The following is a 15805-nucleotide window of genomic DNA, read 5'->3' as shown; positions in this document are numbered from 1 at the left end:
ACGCCTTCGCGAGCAAGCCCGCTCCCACAGTGGTTGTGTGGTGTACGCGGGAAGCTCAATCATCCTCGTGCAGCTTGATGCCGCGGGCATGCAGCAGGTGCGGCACCACCAGCACCAGCAGGGTCAGGGCCATGAAGAATGCCGAGATGGGTTGGGTGACGAAGATCATCCAATCGCCCTGGCTGATGGAAAGGGCATTGCGCAGTTGTTTTTCGGCCATCGGCCCCAGCAGCATGCCGACGATGACCGGCGCCACCGGAAAGTCGAAACGTCGCATCAACACCCCGGCCCAGCCGATGGCCAACATCAGCAACAGGTCGAAGGACGAGTGGCGCATGCCATACACGCCGATGGTGGCGAACACCAGGATCCCGGCGTTCAGGTAAGGCCGGGGGATTTGCAGCAGTTTGACCCACAGCCCCACCAGCGGCAGGTTCAGCACCAGCAGGATGACGTTGCCGATGTACAGCGACGCCACCAGGGTCCAGACCAGATCGGCGGAGGTTTCGAACAGCATCGGTCCCGGTTGCAGGTTGTAGTTCTGAAACGCCGCCAACAGGATCGCCGCGGTGGCCGAGGTCGGGATGCCCAAGGTCAGCAACGGCACCAGCGAGCCGGTGGCGCTGGCATTGTTCGCCGCTTCCGGGCCGGCGACGCCTTCGATCGCGCCCTCGCCCTTATTGGCAGAAAACTCCTTGGGGTATTTGCTGAGTTTGCGTTCGGTGGAATAGGACAGGAACGTCGGGATCTCCGCACCTCCGGCCGGGATCGAACCGAAGGGAAACCCGATCAAGGTGCCGCGCAACCAGGCCGGCACCGAGCGTTTCCAGTCGGCGCGGGTCATCCACAACGAGGTCAGGCGATGCCGCCCCTCTTCTTTTTCCTCCTGATACAGCAGGCTGTACAACGCCTCCCCCACCGCAAACAGACCCACCGCCACCAGCACCACTTCGATGCCGTCGACCAACTCCGGCACACCCAGGGTGTAGCGGGCGATCCCCGAGGTCGAATCCAGGCCGATCAGACCCACGGTCAGGCCTATCCCCAATGAGGCGAAACCGCGCAGCATCGAGGCACCCAGCACCGCCGACACCGTGGTGAAGGACAGCACCAGAATCGCGAAGTACTCCGCCGGGCCGAAATTCAGCGCCAGCCGGGCGACCACCGGGGCGAACAACGTCAGCAGGATCGTCGCGATGGTGCCCGCCACGAACGAGCCGATCGCCGCCGTGGCCAGCGCCGGCCCTGCCCGGCCATTGCGCGCCATCAGGTTGCCTTCCAGGGCCGTGACCATGGACGACGATTCCCCCGGCGTATTGAGCAGAATCGAGGTGGTGGAGCCACCGAACTGCGCGCCGTAATAGATCCCGGCAAACATGATCAACGCCCCGGTGGGGTCGACCTTGGCGGTGATCGGCAACAGCAACGCCACCGTCAGCGCCGGCCCGATACCCGGCAACACGCCGATGGCGGTGCCCAGCAGGCAGCCGATGAAGCCCCACATCAGATTGATCGGCGTCAGCGCCGAGGAAAAACCCATCAACAGGCTTGAAAGAATGTCCACGCGGTCGATCTCCTTCGCCCCGGATCAGATCCAGGTGTTGACCAGCGGCGGCAGGGAAACCCCCAGCCCAGCGTTGAACAGCCAGTAGATCGGCAGGGTCAGGGCAATGCCGATGGCCAGGTCGCGCAGCGGGTGGCGACTGCCAAAACCCCGGGCCGAACAGGCGAACAGCAGCCCGGCGGCCAGCACGAAACCGATCAGGTTGATCAGCACCGCCACCCCCACCAGCCCACCGGTGACCCAGGCCGCGCCGGCTTTGCCACCGGCGATCACGCCATTACCGCTGTCCAATTCGCGAAAACCGCCGGTGAGCGCCTGATAGCTGAGCACCGCCCCCACCACCGCGAGAAACCCGGCGACCACGTAGGGGTAGACGTAGGCCGGCAGGATCACGAAGCCCATCTCCGGCGGAAAGCGGTAGGCCCCCACCGCCAGGACGGCGCTGAGGGCGATCAGGCCGAGGCCGACCGCCAGTTGCGTGGGCACCCCTGTGCGTGGCACGGCCATCTCAAAGCAGCCCGACCTTGACCAGCATCGCCCGCAGCCGCACATGTTCCTCGTCGACGAACTTGCCGAAGTCATCACCGGTCAGCACGCTCTCGGTCCAGGCGTTGGTGCGGATGTTGTCCTGCCAGACCTTGCTTTTGCTGGCCGCCAGGACCGCATCGGTCACTTCCTTGCGCTGCTCGGCGGTCAGGCCGCCCGCGCCGTAGACGCCGCGCCAGTTGCCGATGACCACGTCGTAGCCGCTTTCCTTGAGGGTCGGCGCGTCAATCCCCGGCACCCGCTCCGGCGCACCGATGGCCAGCACGCGGATCTGCCCGTTCTTGATGTATTGCCCCAGTTCGGCGTAGCCACCGGTGAGCACTTTGATCTGGCCACCCAGGGTCTGGGCGACGATTTCGCCGCCGCCACCGGTGGCGATGTAGTTGACCTTGTTGACCGGCACATCCAGCTTGCCCGCCAGTTCGGCGATGCCGATATGGTCGATCGAGCCCTTGGAGCCGCCGCCCCAGGTGATGCTGGGCGGATTGGCCTTGAAGTCCTTGATCAGGTCATCGAGGGTCTTGTAGGGCGACTCCTTGCGCACGGCGATCACGTTGTATTCGGTGAACAGTCGGGCGATCGGCGTGACGTCCTTGAGGGTGATCTGCGGTTTGTTCTGCTCGATCCCCGCGACCATGATCGCGCCGACCACCAGCAGCGCATTGGGGTCGCCCTTGGTGCTGTTGGCGAACTGCGCCAACCCCAGGGTACCGCCGGCGCCGCCCTTGTTTTCGAAAGTGGCGGACTTGGCCGCACCGGCCTCGATCAGCGCCTTGCCCAGCACCCGCGCGGTCTGGTCATAACCACCGCCCACGGAACCGGGGGCCATGAACTTGACGGTGTCCAGCGCCAGCGCGGACGTTGAGAGTGCAGCGGCCACCAGGCCAACGGCCAGGCAGCGAACGAAACGATTTGGACCAGCAGACATGGCCTATCTCCCTGTTGCATTGTTTTTATGGGTGCCGTGTGCAACGGCCTGCGAATAAGCGTAGGCCATGGTCAGCATTGTTGGAATTCTTTGAACCCAAGCCCCATTCCCTGTGGGAGCGGGCTTGCTCGCGAAGAGGCTGGCAGATTCACCATCACCCTTGCCTGACACACCACCTTCGCGAGCAAGCCCGCTCCCACCCTTGATTGCCGCTGGGCACAGGCCTTTGCATGACAAACATGTCATCGACTTGTCAGCCTGACCAACGTCTTCGCTTCATAAAGTGACCCCATCAGCCACCCACACCGGGTGACTGCTTCCCACTGATGACGAAGGGGCCACACCATGAATCCATTGAGCAAACTCTGCCTGATCGCCGCCAGCCTGTTCGTGCTGGGCACGGGCTCGGCCATGGCCGCCACTACCGCACCGGTCAAGGCCAACAACGTCGTGCTGGTGCACGGGTCCTGGGCCGATGGCTCCAGTTGGGCAGATGTGATCAGCCGATTGCAGGCCGCCGGGCTGCATGTCACCGCGGTGCAAAACCCGCTGACGTCGGTCGAAGATGACGTCGCTGCCACCAAACGCGTGCTGGATCAGCAGGACGGCCCGACGGTACTGGTCGGCCACTCCTACGCCGGCACCGTGGTCAGCGAGGCCGGGGTCGATCCGAAGGTCAGCTCGTTGGTGTACGTCGCCGCCCGCGCACCGGATGCCGGGGAAGACTTCGTCGCGCTCTCGAGCAAATACCCGACCATGCCCGTGCGCGCCGGCACCGAAGAGCATGACGGTTACATCAGCCTCAAGCAGGACGCCTTCCTCAAGTACTTCGCCAGTGACGTGCCCCACGACAAGGCCATGCAGCTGTTCGCCGTGCAGCAACCGATCGCCAAGACCCTGTTCAGCGACCGCACCACCGCCGCTGCCTGGCACACCAAACCCTCGTGGTACGCGGTCTCCACCCAGGACCAGACCATCAACCCGGACCTGGAACGCTTCCTCGCCAAGCGCATGAACGCCACCACCATCGAGCTGCCGTCGAGCCACCTGTCGCTGGTGTCCCACTCCAGGGAAATCGCCGACCTGATCCTCGCCGCCGCCGGTCGCCAGCCCTGAACACAACACCCACTGTAGGAGCGAGCTCGCTCGCGATGGACGTCAACGAAAACGCTGGCTGCCTGAATGAACGCGGTGTACCGACGTTCATCGCGAGCGAGCTCGCTCCTACAGAAGAGCCAGACCGCGGTTTATTACAACTTTGTCATCGAGCTGTTGGTCGGCTGTTCGCATCACCTGTTTAACCTGAACTCACTGTCAGCACCGACAGTGACCCAAACCTGTAGAGAGAGACTGATCATGAAACTGTACATCCTTGGTTTTGCCGCCCTCCTCGCCACCGGCTCGGCCTTTGCCGACACCCAGAACAGCGCCCCGGTGATCCACGACAAGGACGCGGCCTTCGTGCACCTCGACGTGGCCAAGGTCGTGGGCGAGACCGACATTTCGCAACAATGCGGCATCGTTCCGGCCCATCTGAACTACCTCGACCACCAGGGTCGCCAGCATGAGCTGGACTACCTGGTCGAAGGCAGCGGCTGCACCAATGATCATTGATCGTCAGCCCTGCGTCCCGGCGGATGATCGGGCTACACTGGCGGCACCGGCGTGCCGCTGTAGCCCGCCTGCCCAGACCCGAATCCGCTGACCCAGGCCCAATCCCATGAACATTCTTGTCGTCGAAGATGAACCCAAGGCCGGCAACTACCTGCTCAACGGCCTGCAGGAGCTGGGCTACACCGTGAGCCTGGCCCGCGACGGCGTCGACGGCCTGCACCTGGCGCTCGAACATGACTTCGACGTGATCGTGCTGGACGTGATGATGCCGAAGATGGACGGCTGGGAAGTCCTGCGCCGCCTGCGCAAACAGGCCGACACCCCGGTGCTGTTCCTCACCGCCCGTGATGACATCGCCGACCGCATCAAGGGCCTGGAACTGGGCGCCGACGATTACCTGATCAAGCCGTTTTCCTTCGCCGAACTGGTGGCGCGCCTGCGCACCCTGACCCGCCGTGGCCCGACCCGCGAAGACGAGCAATTGCAGATCGAAGACCTGCAGATCGACGTGCTCAAGCGCCGCGTCACCCGCGCCGGCACCCGCATCACCCTGACCAACAAGGAATTCGCCCTGCTGCACCTGTTCGCCAGCCACCAGGGCGAGGTGCTGTCGCGCTCGATGATCGCCTCGCGGGTCTGGGACATGAATTTCGACAGCGACACCAATGTGGTGGACGTCGCGGTACGCCGGCTGCGCCTGAAGATCGACGACCCGTTCCCGCTCAAGCTGATCCACAGCGTGCGCGGCATCGGCTACCGCTTCGATACCCAGCCATGAAAAGCCCGACCGGTTTGCACTACTCCCTGACCTTGCGCCTGGCCCTGGTGTTTGCGTTTCTGGCGTTTGTCTCGCTGACCGCGCTGGGCGTGGCGCTGTATCACGACCTGGAGCGCGAGCTGATCCGCCGGGACGACGCCGCGCTGGTAACGCGCATCGACCAGTTGCGCACTTTCCTCAACGACAGCAATACCCTGGAGCTGATCCGCACCAAGCCGGCGCTGTTCCAGAACATGCTCGGCAACCGCGAAGCCCTGCTGACCATCGGTGTGCCCGGCAAGCCGCCGTTACTGGTGGTCAACCCGGGCAACCTGAGCATGCCGACCCTACCGCCGATGCCGCTCAATCACCCGCTGAGTCTGAGCGACGTGCAGCATTTGCCCAACGTCGACGGCGTGCCGTTTTCGGCCTTGGCGGCGACCATCGAATCCGACGACCAGGACAATCTGCAAGTGGTCACCGGCCGCCTGATGACCGAGCGTACGGCGGTGCTCGCCAGCTACCGGCTCAATGTCTACCTGTTCGCCAGCGTTGCGGCGATTCTGTTGGCGCTGTCCGGTTATGTCCTGGTCAATCGCGGGCTGCTGCCGGTGCGACGTCTGGCTCGGCATGCCCAGGGCATCGGCGTAGGCAACCTCAACGAGCGCCTGCACAGCCATGGCACGCCCCGGGAACTGCTGCCGATGATCGAGGCCTTCAATGCCATGCTCGACCGCTTGGGCAAGGGCTTTGTGCAATTGGGTCAGGTGTCCACCGACATGGCCCATGAACTGCGCACGCCGATCAACAACCTGTTGGGAGAAACCCAGGTGGCCTTGCAGCAGAACCGTAGCGTCGAGGCCTATCAGCAGTTGCTCGCCTCCAACGTCGAGGAGCTGGAGCGCCTGGCGCGGATGCTCGACAACATGCTGTTCCTGGCCCGCACCGACCCGGCCAGTGCCCTGCGTCAGCGCCAGGAACTGGATGCCGCCGACGAAATGGAGCGCATGGCCGACTATTTCGAGGGGCTGGCGGCGGATGCCGGCATCCGCATCGACGCCCGGGGCAGCGGCGTGATCTGGGCCGAGCCGATGCTGCTGCGCCGGGCCATGGCCAACCTGTGCGCCAACGCGATCAAGTACGGCGCGCCGGATTCCGAACTGTCCCTGCACGCCACCCCGGCTGCCGATGGCATTCGCCTGCAGGTCAGCAACCACGGCCCGACCATCGCCGCCGAACACCTGCCCCGGCTGTTCGAACGCTTCTACCGCGTCGACCCGTCCCGGGAACGCTCGGCGCACTCCAATGGGCTGGGGTTGTCGATCGTGGCGACGATCATGCAGTTGCACAATGGCGGGTGCAGCGTCACCAGCGTCGATGGCGTGACCTGCTTCGAGTTGTTTTTCCCTGCGCGACAACAGGGCGAATAGCACCTCGTAACCCCGTGGCGAGGGAGCTTGCTCCCGCTGGGGCGCGAAGCGGCCCTTCTTTTTGTTTCCATAAAGAGGGGGACTGCTGCGCAGTCCAGCGGGAGCAAGCTCCCTCGCCACGGGTTCTGGGATCTTTTGGTCGTCAACCACTCCCCGATCAACAAAGCCTCGATAAATGTGAGTCATGACCTAACCTCATACGCTAAATGACTCACAACCCGTCGGGCATGCCTATGCGCCATGCATTGAGGTCAGTGGTTTTCATCGTTTGGCTGCTGTTGAGCGCCAGCGGCGCCGCGCTGTCGGCGGCGCCCATGCCCGATGTCCCGCTCGCCAGCGCCTCCTCGGCATCGGCCAGCGTTGCCGAGAGCGACTTGGAGTCCCTGCAGAACCAGCTCAACAGCCTCAAGCAGCAAGTGTCCCAGGCCAGCAACTACAGCCAGTTGGAGGGCCCGCAGGATCTGGTCCAGGCATTGATCCGCGAAGTGGATCGACTTTCGGCCCTGCTGTTGCCCGAACAGGCTCAGCTGCAGTCGCAACTGGGGGTGCTGGGCCCCGTACCGCTGGGTGAGGCGGTACAGGAAAAATCCGATATCGCCCGACAACGGGTCGCCCTCACCGGGCAAAAGAATCAAGTCGATGACAAGCTCAGAACCTTGACGGCGATCAAAGCCAGCGCCGCCGAACTGCTGGCGCAGATCGCCGTCATCCGCCGCAGCCTGCTGGAAACCGAAGTGACGCAGCAAACCAGAAGCGTCCTCAATCCATGGTTCTGGGCACCGCTGCTCAGCCCGCCGCAGGAGGACCGACAAAAATTCAACACGTTCTTCAAGGAGATGGGCTTTACCCTCGCCGCCACCTGGCAACCGGGTGAGCGCCTGCTCACCAGCCTCCTGCTCGCAACCGCCCTGGCCCTGTGGATCCTGGGTCGGCGGCTGGCCGAACGGGGGCTGACCTGGTTGTGCATTCATCGCATGCCCGAAGGTCGCCTGCGGCGCAGCGCCCTGGCACTGGCGTCGGTCGTGGCCACGGTATTGGCGGCCTGGCTTGCCTTGCAGATACTGTTCTTCACCCTCACCCGTGAACTGGCGTTGACGCCACAACTGGCGGGGTTTTCCCAGGATTTCGAACGAATCGTCTATACCTGCGTGCTGATCACCGGCCTGAGCCGGGCGTTGCTGTCCACGCAACATCCTTCCTGGCGGCTGCCGGCGATTGCCGACCCGGTGGCCCTGGCGCTCAAACCCTTCCCTATCCGCCTGGCCTGCGCGCTGCTGATACTGGTGTCGATCGCGCAAATGACCAATGCCACCGGCATGAGCTCGGCGGTGGTGATCTCGGTCAGGGGCCTGGTCGCGCTGATCATCTCGGGGCTGATCGGCATGCTCTTGCTACGCGTCAACAAAACCCGCCGGGCCATGGTCGCCGCCGGCACCCTTCCGGAAACCGGCCGCACCCTGGCCGGGGTGGTTTATGCCTTCGCCAGCGTGGCGGTGGTGGTGTCGCTGCTGGCCTTGCTGACCGGCTACGTATCCCTGTCGCGCTTCATCACCTACGAACTGGTGTGGCTGTCCATCATCTTTGCCGGTTTCTACCTGCTGATCCAACTGATGAAGGACGGCTGCGAATACCTGTTTTCACCGCGTTCCCCCACCGGCAAGGCGCTTAAACAGTTACTGGGGATTGGCGATGCGCGGCTGGAACAGATTTCGGTCATCCTCTCCGGCGTCGGTCGCGCCGCCCTGCTGCTGATCGCGTTCATCACGCTGCTGGTGGGGGGCGTCGGTTCGACCCTCGGTCAACTGGCCACCAACATCCTGGCGATCCTCGGCGGCGACGGCCTGCGCAAGCTCAACATTGTCCCGGCCAACCTGCTGCATGCGGTGCTGGCGCTGGTGATCGGCATCTGGCTCGTGCGCTCACTGAGCCGCTGGCTGGACCATGAGTTGCTGCCGAAAACCGAGATGGACCCCGGCATGTGCGCCTCCCTGAGCACACTGTTCACCAATATCGGCTATGCCCTGGTGATCCTGCTGATGCTGTCGTCGCTGGGGGTGCAGTGGACCAATCTGGCGTGGATCGTCAGCGCCTTGTCGGTGGGCATCGGTTTTGGCTTGCAGGAGATCGTCAAGAATTTCGTCTCCGGTCTGATCCTGCTGACCGAACGCCCGGTCAAGGTGGGTGACCTGATCAGCATCAGCGGCGTTGAGGGCGACATCCGCCGGATCAACGTGCGGGCCACGGAGATTCAGTTGGCCGACCGCTCGATCGTGATCGTGCCCAACTCGCAACTGATCTCGCAGAACCTGCGCAACGTGACGTTGGGCGGCAGTGCCCAGGGGGTGGCGACACTGGAACTGATGTTCCCCCTGGACATCGACCCCGAGCAGGTGCGCAATTTGCTGTACGACACCTACGTCGAGCACGAATCCATCCTGGAAAAACCGGCGCCGTTCGTGCGCTTCAGCCAGCTGAAACCCGAAGGCATCACCCTGACCATCACCGGCTACGTCGCCAGCCCGCGCACGGTGGGGGCGATCAAGAGCGAGCTGTTGTTCGAGATCCTCAAACGGCTGGGCGCCGCCGGCATCGAACTGGCGAAACCACCCGCCGCCTGACAACACGAACAACGGTGGGAGCGGGCTTGCTCGCGAAAGCGGTGCAGCAGTCGACATCTTCACTGACTGACCCACCGCCTTCGCGAGCAAGCCCGCTCCCACACGTACGCGTTCATTTTCAGGAGCGGTCAACGGCTCATCAATGGGCGATGCACACCGATTTCAGCTCGGTGTACGCCTCGATCACCGCCCGCCCGAACTCACGGCCCATCCCCGATTGCTTCACACCACCAAACGGCATCGCCGGGTCGAGCAGCACGTGGGCGTTGACCCACACCGTGCCGGCTTCGATGCGCGGCACCAGGTTCATGGCTTTGCTCAAGTCGTTGGTCCACAGGCTGGCGGCCAGGCCGTAGCGGTTGTCGTTGGCCAGTTCGATCACGGCATCTTCATCGTCGAACGGCATCACGCCCAGCACCGGACCGAACACTTCTTCCCGAGCCACGGCCATGCTGTGGTCGATGTCGGCCAGGATGGTCGGCTGCACGAAGAAGCCGTCGCCTTCCAGCAACTCGCCACCGGTCACCACCCGCGCACCTTCACGGCGGGCCAGTTCGATGTGCTTGAGCACGCTCTGCTGCTGCTTGCGCGACACCAGCGGGTTGATCGCCGCGTCGCCGTTCATGCCGGCACCGATCGGCATCGCCGAGACCGCCGCCGCCAGGGCTTCGACGAACTTGTCGTGGATCGAACGGTGCACATAGAAGCGCGACGCCGCTGCGCACACCTGGCCGTTGTTCAGCAGACCGCCGAGGATCGCGCCTTGCACGGCTTTCTCGATGTCGGCATCGGCCAGCACGATCATCGGGTTCTTGCCGCCCAGTTCCAGGGAGAAGCGCGTCATGTTTTCCATGCAGGCCACGCCAACGCTTTTGCCCACGGCGGTGGAGCCGGTGAACGACACCTTGCTCACCAGCGGATGCTGGGTCAGCACGCCACCCACGGAGGCGCCGCCACCGGTGACCACGTTGAACACGCCTGCCGGAATGCCCGCTTCCAAGGCCAGTTCGGCCAGGCGCATGGCGGTCAGCGGGGTTTCCATGGCCGGTTTGATGATCACCGTGCAACCGGTGGCCAGCGCCGGCATCAGCTTCCAGGCGGCGATCAGCAGTGGGAAGTTCCACGGCACGATACCGACCACCACGCCCACCGGTTCACGCTTGGTGTAGGCGGTGAATTTGGCACCCGGCGGCAGCGGGATCGACACATCGAAGGTCTGCCCTTCGATCTTGGTCGCCCAGCCGGACATGTAGCGCATGAACTCCACCGTGGCGTTCAGATCCAGCGCCCGGGCCATGTTGATCGACTTGCCCTGGCTCAGGGTTTCCAGTTGCGCCAACTCTTCGGCGTGGGCCTGCACCAGGTTGGTGAAGTTGAGCAGGATGCGTTCACGATCCGCCGGGCGCAGCCCCGACCAGACGCCGGACTTGAAGGCCTTGTGCGACGACTGCACCGCCTGCTCGACGATCGCCAGCGGCGCATCCAGGGTTTCGCACAGGGTCTGCCCGGTGGCCGGGTTGACCACGGCAATGCGCTCGCCTTCGGCCAGCACCCACTGACCATCGATAAAGCAACCGTGACGACGGTCGAGGAAGGCAGCCACCTGCGGCAGAATTTCAACGTTGCTCATAAATCACCTTTTATTGGATGTGTTGTTCAGGCACAGGGCCTGATCAATGTTGTTCTTTGAGGTAGCACACCACCGCCTGGCGATCCTCGGCCGACGCCAGCCCCATGTACGGCATGTAGGTACCCGGCACGTAGGCCTGGGGCTGGGTGATCAGTTGCTCGATGTTCTCGGCCTGCCAGTCGATGTTCTTGCTGCGCATGGCCTGGGAGTAGTTGAAGCCCTCCAGCGACCCGGACTTGCGCCCCACCACACCCGCCAGGTTCGGCCCCATCATCCCCACCGCGCCCTTGGTCACCGAATGGCAGACGCCACATTCATTGGCGAACACTTCAGCGCCATGCTGCTGGACCGGCGCGCAGTCGGCGGCCACGGCGGCCTGGGCCAGGGTGAAAGACAACAACCCCATGAGGGGCAAACGCAGGGCGGTAAACATAAGAGACGACCTTGAAAATCCACGCGCTCGCAAGCCACGAACGCCAACACAGAAAGCGCCAGGACCACGCAGCCCCGGCAGGTTGGAAAGGATTGTCGGCGGTCGGCGAAATGCAGGGTTTGCCCTGCGTGCCAGTTGTGTTGGCGGTTCTGCCAGATCGCGCTTGTGCGAATCCACACAACCTGTGGGAGCGGGCTTGCTCGCGAAGGCGGTGTGTCAGTCAACCGTGATCTTGAATGTGCCGGCCTCTTCGCGAGCAAGCCCGCTCCCACAATGGATGGGGTGTACTCGCAAAGCCTCCATGCCATCACGTTGCCATGCAATCTGGCATGCACAGCCAACTAATTGGCAAACAGGCAAAAGGGCAAAAGAAATCCGAACCTTAGTATCTAAAAAGACCGCAACCCTGCGCCTAAGAACAAGAACGGATGTCATGCCATGCTCAAGTCCCCCTTGCTTCGACTTTCCACGCTCGCGCTGATGATCAGCGCCGGGCAGGCCGGAGCTTACGAACTGTATTCCGACAGCGACACGCACCTGAACGCTACGCTGGAGGCGGTGTTCGGCGTTTTCCATAGCCAGGAAAACTATGCCCTGTCGGGGCGTCTCGATGAAGGTTCGTCGTCGTGGCGCGAGGGTTACATCAAGTACGGCCTGGCGTTCGACAAGGGCCTGGCAGGTGCCGGTACCGCGTACGGCGCGGCGAACCTGCTCAGTTCCGGCAGTTGGGGCGACGGTGATGCCGCTGGCTTCAGCGACGGCTCGGAACGCACCACCAAATTCGAAGACGCCTACCTCGGCTGGCGCTCGGCCGATCTGTTCCCGGTGCTGGGGGCGGACGGGATCGACGTCTCTTTCGGTCGCCAGAACATCGTGGTCGGCGACGGTTTCCTGATCGATGGCGACGCGCTGAACATGGGCAAGGGCCTGGCCGACGGTGAGTTCAATCGCGGGGGCGCCTACTGGCTGGCGGCGCGCAAGGCGTTCGACGAGACGGCGGTGCTGCGCATCGGCGGCAAGGAAGGCTGGCGCAGCGACTTGATGTGGCTCAAATCCAACAACCGCGCCCAGGCCATGACCGAGATGTACGTCGGCACCCTGGAGCACGTGTCCGCAGCCGGCACCGTCGGCCTGACTTACATCGACACCTACGACGTCGACGAGCAGTACGCCTCGCCGATCCAGGTCGAACGCGACGGCATGAAGACCTACAGCCTGCGCGCCACCGGCAATGCCGGGGTCAAGGACCTGTTCCTGTCCGGCGAATACGCCAAGCAGAACAAGCCCCACACCTCGACGGAAGACGGCTGGTACCTGGAAGCCGGCTGGACCTTTTCCGACGTGAACTGGGCGCCCTATGTCAGCTATCGCTACAGCCGCTTCTCCGAAGGCTACGACACGCTGTTCTACGGGTTCAGCCGTGGCTTCGGCACCTGGTTCCAGGGTGAAGTGGCGGGTAACTACGCCGGCCCGTTCAACTCCAACTCGCGCATCCAGCAGCTCAAGTTCACGGTCTCGCCGTTGGAGAACGTGACCGTGGGCCTGATGCACTTCAACTTCGACACCATCGACCGCGACCTGGGCAATACCGATGGCCACGAAACCGACCTGTACGCCGAATGGCACGTCAACGAGCACCTGAGCATCATGCCGCTGATCGGCCTGTTCCAGCCGGACAAGAGCGCCGACCAGGGCGGTACGCAGTTGGGCAACAACGACAGGAACCTCTACAGCCAGGTGATTTTCGCCACAACGTTCTAAGCCCGAACGCAATCCCTGCAGGAGCGAGCTTGCTCGCGATGGAGGCCCGGACACCACGGGCATTCAGGCAGCACGCGTCATCGTTGACGTCCATCGCGAGCATGCTCGCTCCTACAAGGGATCGGGTTCGCTTCCAGGAAGAAGGCATTTCCCATGCAGAAAAAATTTCTGACGATCCAGAGCAAGATCGCCCTCCTCGCCGGCCTCTGCCTGTTGCTGGTGGTGGGGCTGCTGATGAGTCTGTCGCTTTACCAGACCCACAAAAGCAGCCAGCAAGTGGCGCGGGCCAGCAGTGACATGCTCGCCGAGGCGGCCAAGGAACACATGCAGGCGCTGGGCAAGGTGCAGGCCATGCAAGTTCAACGCACCTTCATGCAGACCCATGAATTCGGCCAGGGGTTATCGCGCTATTTGCTCTACCTGCGGCAACTCCAGCAACAGGGCCATTTGACCCGCCCGCAACTGCGCCAGGAGCTGACGACCCAGCTGCACCAGGCCCTGATCGACAAGCCCGACCTGCTCGGGCTTTACGTCGTTTTTGAACCGGACGCTTTGGACGGTGCCGACTCGGGTTTCGTCGACAAGGCCGATCTGGGCAGCAACGAAAAAGGCCGTTTTTCGCTGTACTGGGTGCAAAGCAAACCCGGTGAATTGCAAGCGGTGATCGGCGACGAAGGCCTGCTGGCCAACACCGAACCGGGGCCCAGCGGCGCGCCGTACAACGCCTTTTACACCTGCGCCCGCGACACCCGCCAGGCTTGTGTGCTGGAACCCTACTTCGACGAAGCCTCCGGTAGTCGCAAACTGGTGACCAGCGTGGCTTTCCCGCTGCTCGACAACGGCAAGGTGATCGCCGTGGTGGGTCTGGACATCAATCTCGCTGCCTTGCAAAACAACAGTGAAGCCAGTGCGCGCCAACTGTTCGACGGCCATGGCCAGATCAGCATCGTCAGCCCCCGGGGCGTGATCTCCGCCAACAGTCAGGACGTCAGTCGCCTGGGTCAGCCGATGGACAGCGCCGAGGTGATGGACGCCCTGGGTCAGGGCCAGCCGACAGTCTTTGTCGATCCGCAGCAGATCAAGGTCCTCGAACCGCTGGCACCGATTGCCGGTGCGGCGCCCTGGGGTGTGCTGGTGGGCGTGCCGCAGGATGTGCTGTTGGCGCCGGTCACCACCCTGCAAAAAGAACTCGATGCCCAGGGCGTGCAAAGCACCGCGCTGGAACTGTTGCTGGGTGGCGGCTCGGCCCCGCTCGGCCTGCTGCTGATCTGGTACACCGCGCAACGCATCACCCGGCCGCTGCAAGCGCTGACCCGAGTCATGGAGGATATTTCCCTCGGCGAGGGCGATCTGACGCGGCGTCTGCAGGTGCAATCGCGGGATGAGATCGGTCAGCTGGCGATGGCGTTCAACCGCTTTGTCGAGCGCATTCATCAGTCGATGCGCGAGGTGTCGTCGGCGGCGCTGGGGGTCAATCAGGGGGCTCGTCGGGTGCTGGAGGCGTCCAATTCGTCGTTGAGCAATTTCGATGATCAATCGAACCGCACCCATAGCGTGGCGGCGGCGATCAATCAGTTGGGCGCGGCGGCCCAGGAAATTGCCCACAACGCCAGCGATGCCTCGCACCAGGCCTCGGCCGCGCGGCAACAGGCTGAAGATGGGCGTCAGGTGGTGCAGCGCACGATCGAGGTGATGAATGAGCTGTCGGGCAAGATCAGTGCGTCGTGCGCCAACATCGAAGTGCTCAACGACAAGACGGTGAACATCGGGCAGATCCTCGAAGTGATCAAGGGCATTTCCCAGCAGACCAACCTGTTGGCGCTCAATGCCGCGATCGAGGCGGCGCGGGCCGGTGAAGCAGGACGTGGCTTTGCCGTGGTGGCCGATGAAGTGCGCAGCCTGGCCGGGCGCACCCAGACCTCGGCGCTGGAGATTCAGCAGATGATCGAAGAGCTGCAAATCGGCGCCCGGGATTCGGTGACCACCATGACCGAAAGCCAGAAGCACAGCGAAGAAAGCGTCACCATCGCCAACCTCGCCGGCACCCGCCTGGGCAGCGTGACCCAGCGCATCGGCGAGATCGACAACGTCAACCAGTCCGTCGCCGCCGCCACCGAAGAACAGACCGCCGTGGTCGAAGCCCTGAACGTCGACATCACCCGGATCAACACCCTCAACCAGCAAGGCGTGGAGAACCTGCAGTCGACCCTGCGCGCCTGTACCGAGCTGGAGCAACAGGCGGCGCGGTTGAATCAGTTGGTGGGGAGTTTCCGGATTTAAGATGGCTGTCGCCTGAACGGGCGCCTTCGCGAGCAAGCCCGCTCCCACATTTTGATCGCTGTGAAGTACAAATCCTGTGTTCACCGCCAATCCCTGTGGGAGCGGGCTTGCTCGCGGAAGGGCCGGCACATCCAACATGGATAGCGCCTGACAATCCGCCATCGCGAGCAGGCTCGCTCCCACAGGTGATCATCGTCGAGCACAAATTATGTGCTCACCGCCAATCCCTGTGGGAGCGGGCTTG

General features: G+C 63.4%; 12 protein-coding genes and 1 pseudogene. 8 read left to right on the top strand and 5 right to left on the bottom strand.

What is annotated here, in order from left to right:
• Window positions 1–55: 55 nt before the first annotated feature.
• Genes B0W55_RS25080 through B0W55_RS25070 form a run of 3 tightly spaced genes read right to left on the bottom strand, consistent with a single transcriptional unit; the run spans window position 56 to window position 3038 of the window.
• Window positions 56–1564 (bottom strand): tripartite tricarboxylate transporter permease, encoded by a 1509-nt coding sequence (locus B0W55_RS25080; RefSeq protein ID WP_077048602.1) that lies wholly within the window; start codon window positions 1562–1564, stop codon window positions 56–58.
• 24 nt (window positions 1565–1588) lie between these two features.
• Window positions 1589–2071 (bottom strand): tripartite tricarboxylate transporter TctB family protein, encoded by a 483-nt coding sequence (locus tag B0W55_RS25075; RefSeq protein ID WP_077048601.1) that lies wholly within the window; start codon window positions 2069–2071, stop codon window positions 1589–1591.
• Window position 2072: 1 nt separating this feature from the next.
• Window positions 2073–3038 carry a tripartite tricarboxylate transporter substrate binding protein gene (locus tag B0W55_RS25070; RefSeq protein WP_077048600.1) on the bottom strand — a complete coding sequence of 322 codons (966 nt, stop codon included), beginning with the start codon at window positions 3036–3038 and terminating at the stop codon, window positions 2073–2075.
• A 345-nt stretch (window positions 3039–3383) separates the two neighbouring features.
• Here B0W55_RS25070 and B0W55_RS25065 point away from each other — a divergent pair, with 345 nt between their 5' ends.
• From B0W55_RS25065 to B0W55_RS25045, 5 genes are all read left to right on the top strand, one after another.
• Window positions 3384–4154 carry an alpha/beta hydrolase gene (locus B0W55_RS25065; RefSeq protein ID WP_077048599.1) on the top strand — a complete coding sequence of 257 codons (771 nt, stop codon included), beginning with the start codon at window positions 3384–3386 and terminating at the stop codon, window positions 4152–4154.
• Window positions 4155–4394: 240 nt separating this feature from the next.
• Window positions 4395–4652 (top strand): DUF2790 domain-containing protein, encoded by a 258-nt coding sequence (locus B0W55_RS25060; protein ID WP_077048598.1) that lies wholly within the window; start codon window positions 4395–4397, stop codon window positions 4650–4652.
• Between the two features lie 106 nt (window positions 4653–4758).
• Complete coding sequence (locus B0W55_RS25055; protein ID WP_077048597.1) at window positions 4759–5430, top strand: heavy metal response regulator transcription factor; 672 nt, start codon at window positions 4759–4761, stop codon at window positions 5428–5430.
• On the top strand, window positions 5427–6839 hold the full coding sequence (locus B0W55_RS25050) for a heavy metal sensor histidine kinase (RefSeq protein ID WP_077048596.1): 1413 nt from the start codon (window positions 5427–5429) through the stop codon (window positions 6837–6839). Before B0W55_RS25055 ends, B0W55_RS25050 begins: the two co-directional genes overlap by 4 nt.
• 233 nt (window positions 6840–7072) lie before the next feature.
• The gene (locus B0W55_RS25045) at window positions 7073–9457 is read left to right on the top strand and encodes a DUF3772 domain-containing protein (protein WP_077048595.1); all 2385 of its coding nucleotides are present in this window, start codon (window positions 7073–7075) and stop codon (window positions 9455–9457) included.
• Between the two features lie 139 nt (window positions 9458–9596).
• On the opposite strand, the gene B0W55_RS25040 is transcribed toward B0W55_RS25045, so the two are convergent.
• Together B0W55_RS25040 and B0W55_RS25035 are read right to left on the bottom strand one after the other, a co-directional pair.
• Window positions 9597–11087, bottom strand: coding sequence for an aldehyde dehydrogenase family protein (locus B0W55_RS25040; protein ID WP_077048594.1), 1491 nt, complete (start codon window positions 11085–11087; stop codon window positions 9597–9599).
• A 43-nt stretch (window positions 11088–11130) separates the two neighbouring features.
• On the bottom strand, window positions 11131–11520 hold the full coding sequence (locus B0W55_RS25035; protein WP_077048593.1) for a cytochrome c family protein: 390 nt from the start codon (window positions 11518–11520) through the stop codon (window positions 11131–11133).
• Between the two features lie 438 nt (window positions 11521–11958).
• Between B0W55_RS25035 and B0W55_RS25030 the strand changes: the two genes are divergently transcribed.
• The 3 genes and pseudogenes from B0W55_RS25030 (at window position 11959) to B0W55_RS31690 (ending at window position 15561) form a co-directional block, all read left to right on the top strand.
• Entirely contained in the window at window positions 11959–13281 is a 1323-nt protein-coding gene (locus B0W55_RS25030) for a hypothetical protein (RefSeq protein ID WP_077048592.1), read from the top strand.
• Window positions 13282–13434: 153 nt separating this feature from the next.
• Window positions 13435–14706, top strand: a pseudogene (locus B0W55_RS31695) (HAMP domain-containing protein); the annotation flags it as partial.
• Window positions 14683–15561 (top strand): methyl-accepting chemotaxis protein, encoded by an 879-nt coding sequence (locus tag B0W55_RS31690; protein ID WP_371807294.1) that lies wholly within the window; start codon window positions 14683–14685, stop codon window positions 15559–15561. The pseudogene B0W55_RS31695 and the gene B0W55_RS31690, both read left to right, overlap by 24 nt.
• The last annotated feature ends 244 nt before the right edge of the window (window positions 15562–15805 follow it).

The sequence above is a fragment of the Pseudomonas sp. KK4 genome (assembly GCF_001984065.1).
GTDB lineage: Bacteria > Pseudomonadota > Gammaproteobacteria > Pseudomonadales > Pseudomonadaceae > Aquipseudomonas.
The sequence above is the reverse complement of the archived record's forward strand: the minus strand, read 5'-3'. Positions and strand labels throughout refer to the sequence as shown.

Coding starts and splice junctions, on each gene's coding strand:
- B0W55_RS25030 (WP_077048592.1), top strand. CDS start 11,959: ATGCTCAAGTCCCCCTTGCTTCGACTTTCCACGCTCGCGCTGATGATC.
- B0W55_RS25075 (WP_077048601.1), bottom strand. CDS start 2,071: ATGGCCGTGCCACGCACAGGGGTGCCCACGCAACTGGCGGTCGGCCTC.
- B0W55_RS25050 (WP_077048596.1), top strand. CDS start 5,427: ATGAAAAGCCCGACCGGTTTGCACTACTCCCTGACCTTGCGCCTGGCC.
- B0W55_RS31690 (WP_371807294.1), top strand. CDS start 14,683: ATGGCGTTCAACCGCTTTGTCGAGCGCATTCATCAGTCGATGCGCGAG.
- B0W55_RS25045 (WP_077048595.1), top strand. CDS start 7,073: ATGCGCCATGCATTGAGGTCAGTGGTTTTCATCGTTTGGCTGCTGTTG.
- B0W55_RS25035 (WP_077048593.1), bottom strand. CDS start 11,520: ATGTTTACCGCCCTGCGTTTGCCCCTCATGGGGTTGTTGTCTTTCACC.
- B0W55_RS25055 (WP_077048597.1), top strand. CDS start 4,759: ATGAACATTCTTGTCGTCGAAGATGAACCCAAGGCCGGCAACTACCTG.
- B0W55_RS25040 (WP_077048594.1), bottom strand. CDS start 11,087: ATGAGCAACGTTGAAATTCTGCCGCAGGTGGCTGCCTTCCTCGACCGT.
- B0W55_RS25070 (WP_077048600.1), bottom strand. CDS start 3,038: ATGTCTGCTGGTCCAAATCGTTTCGTTCGCTGCCTGGCCGTTGGCCTG.
- B0W55_RS25060 (WP_077048598.1), top strand. CDS start 4,395: ATGAAACTGTACATCCTTGGTTTTGCCGCCCTCCTCGCCACCGGCTCG.
- B0W55_RS25065 (WP_077048599.1), top strand. CDS start 3,384: ATGAATCCATTGAGCAAACTCTGCCTGATCGCCGCCAGCCTGTTCGTG.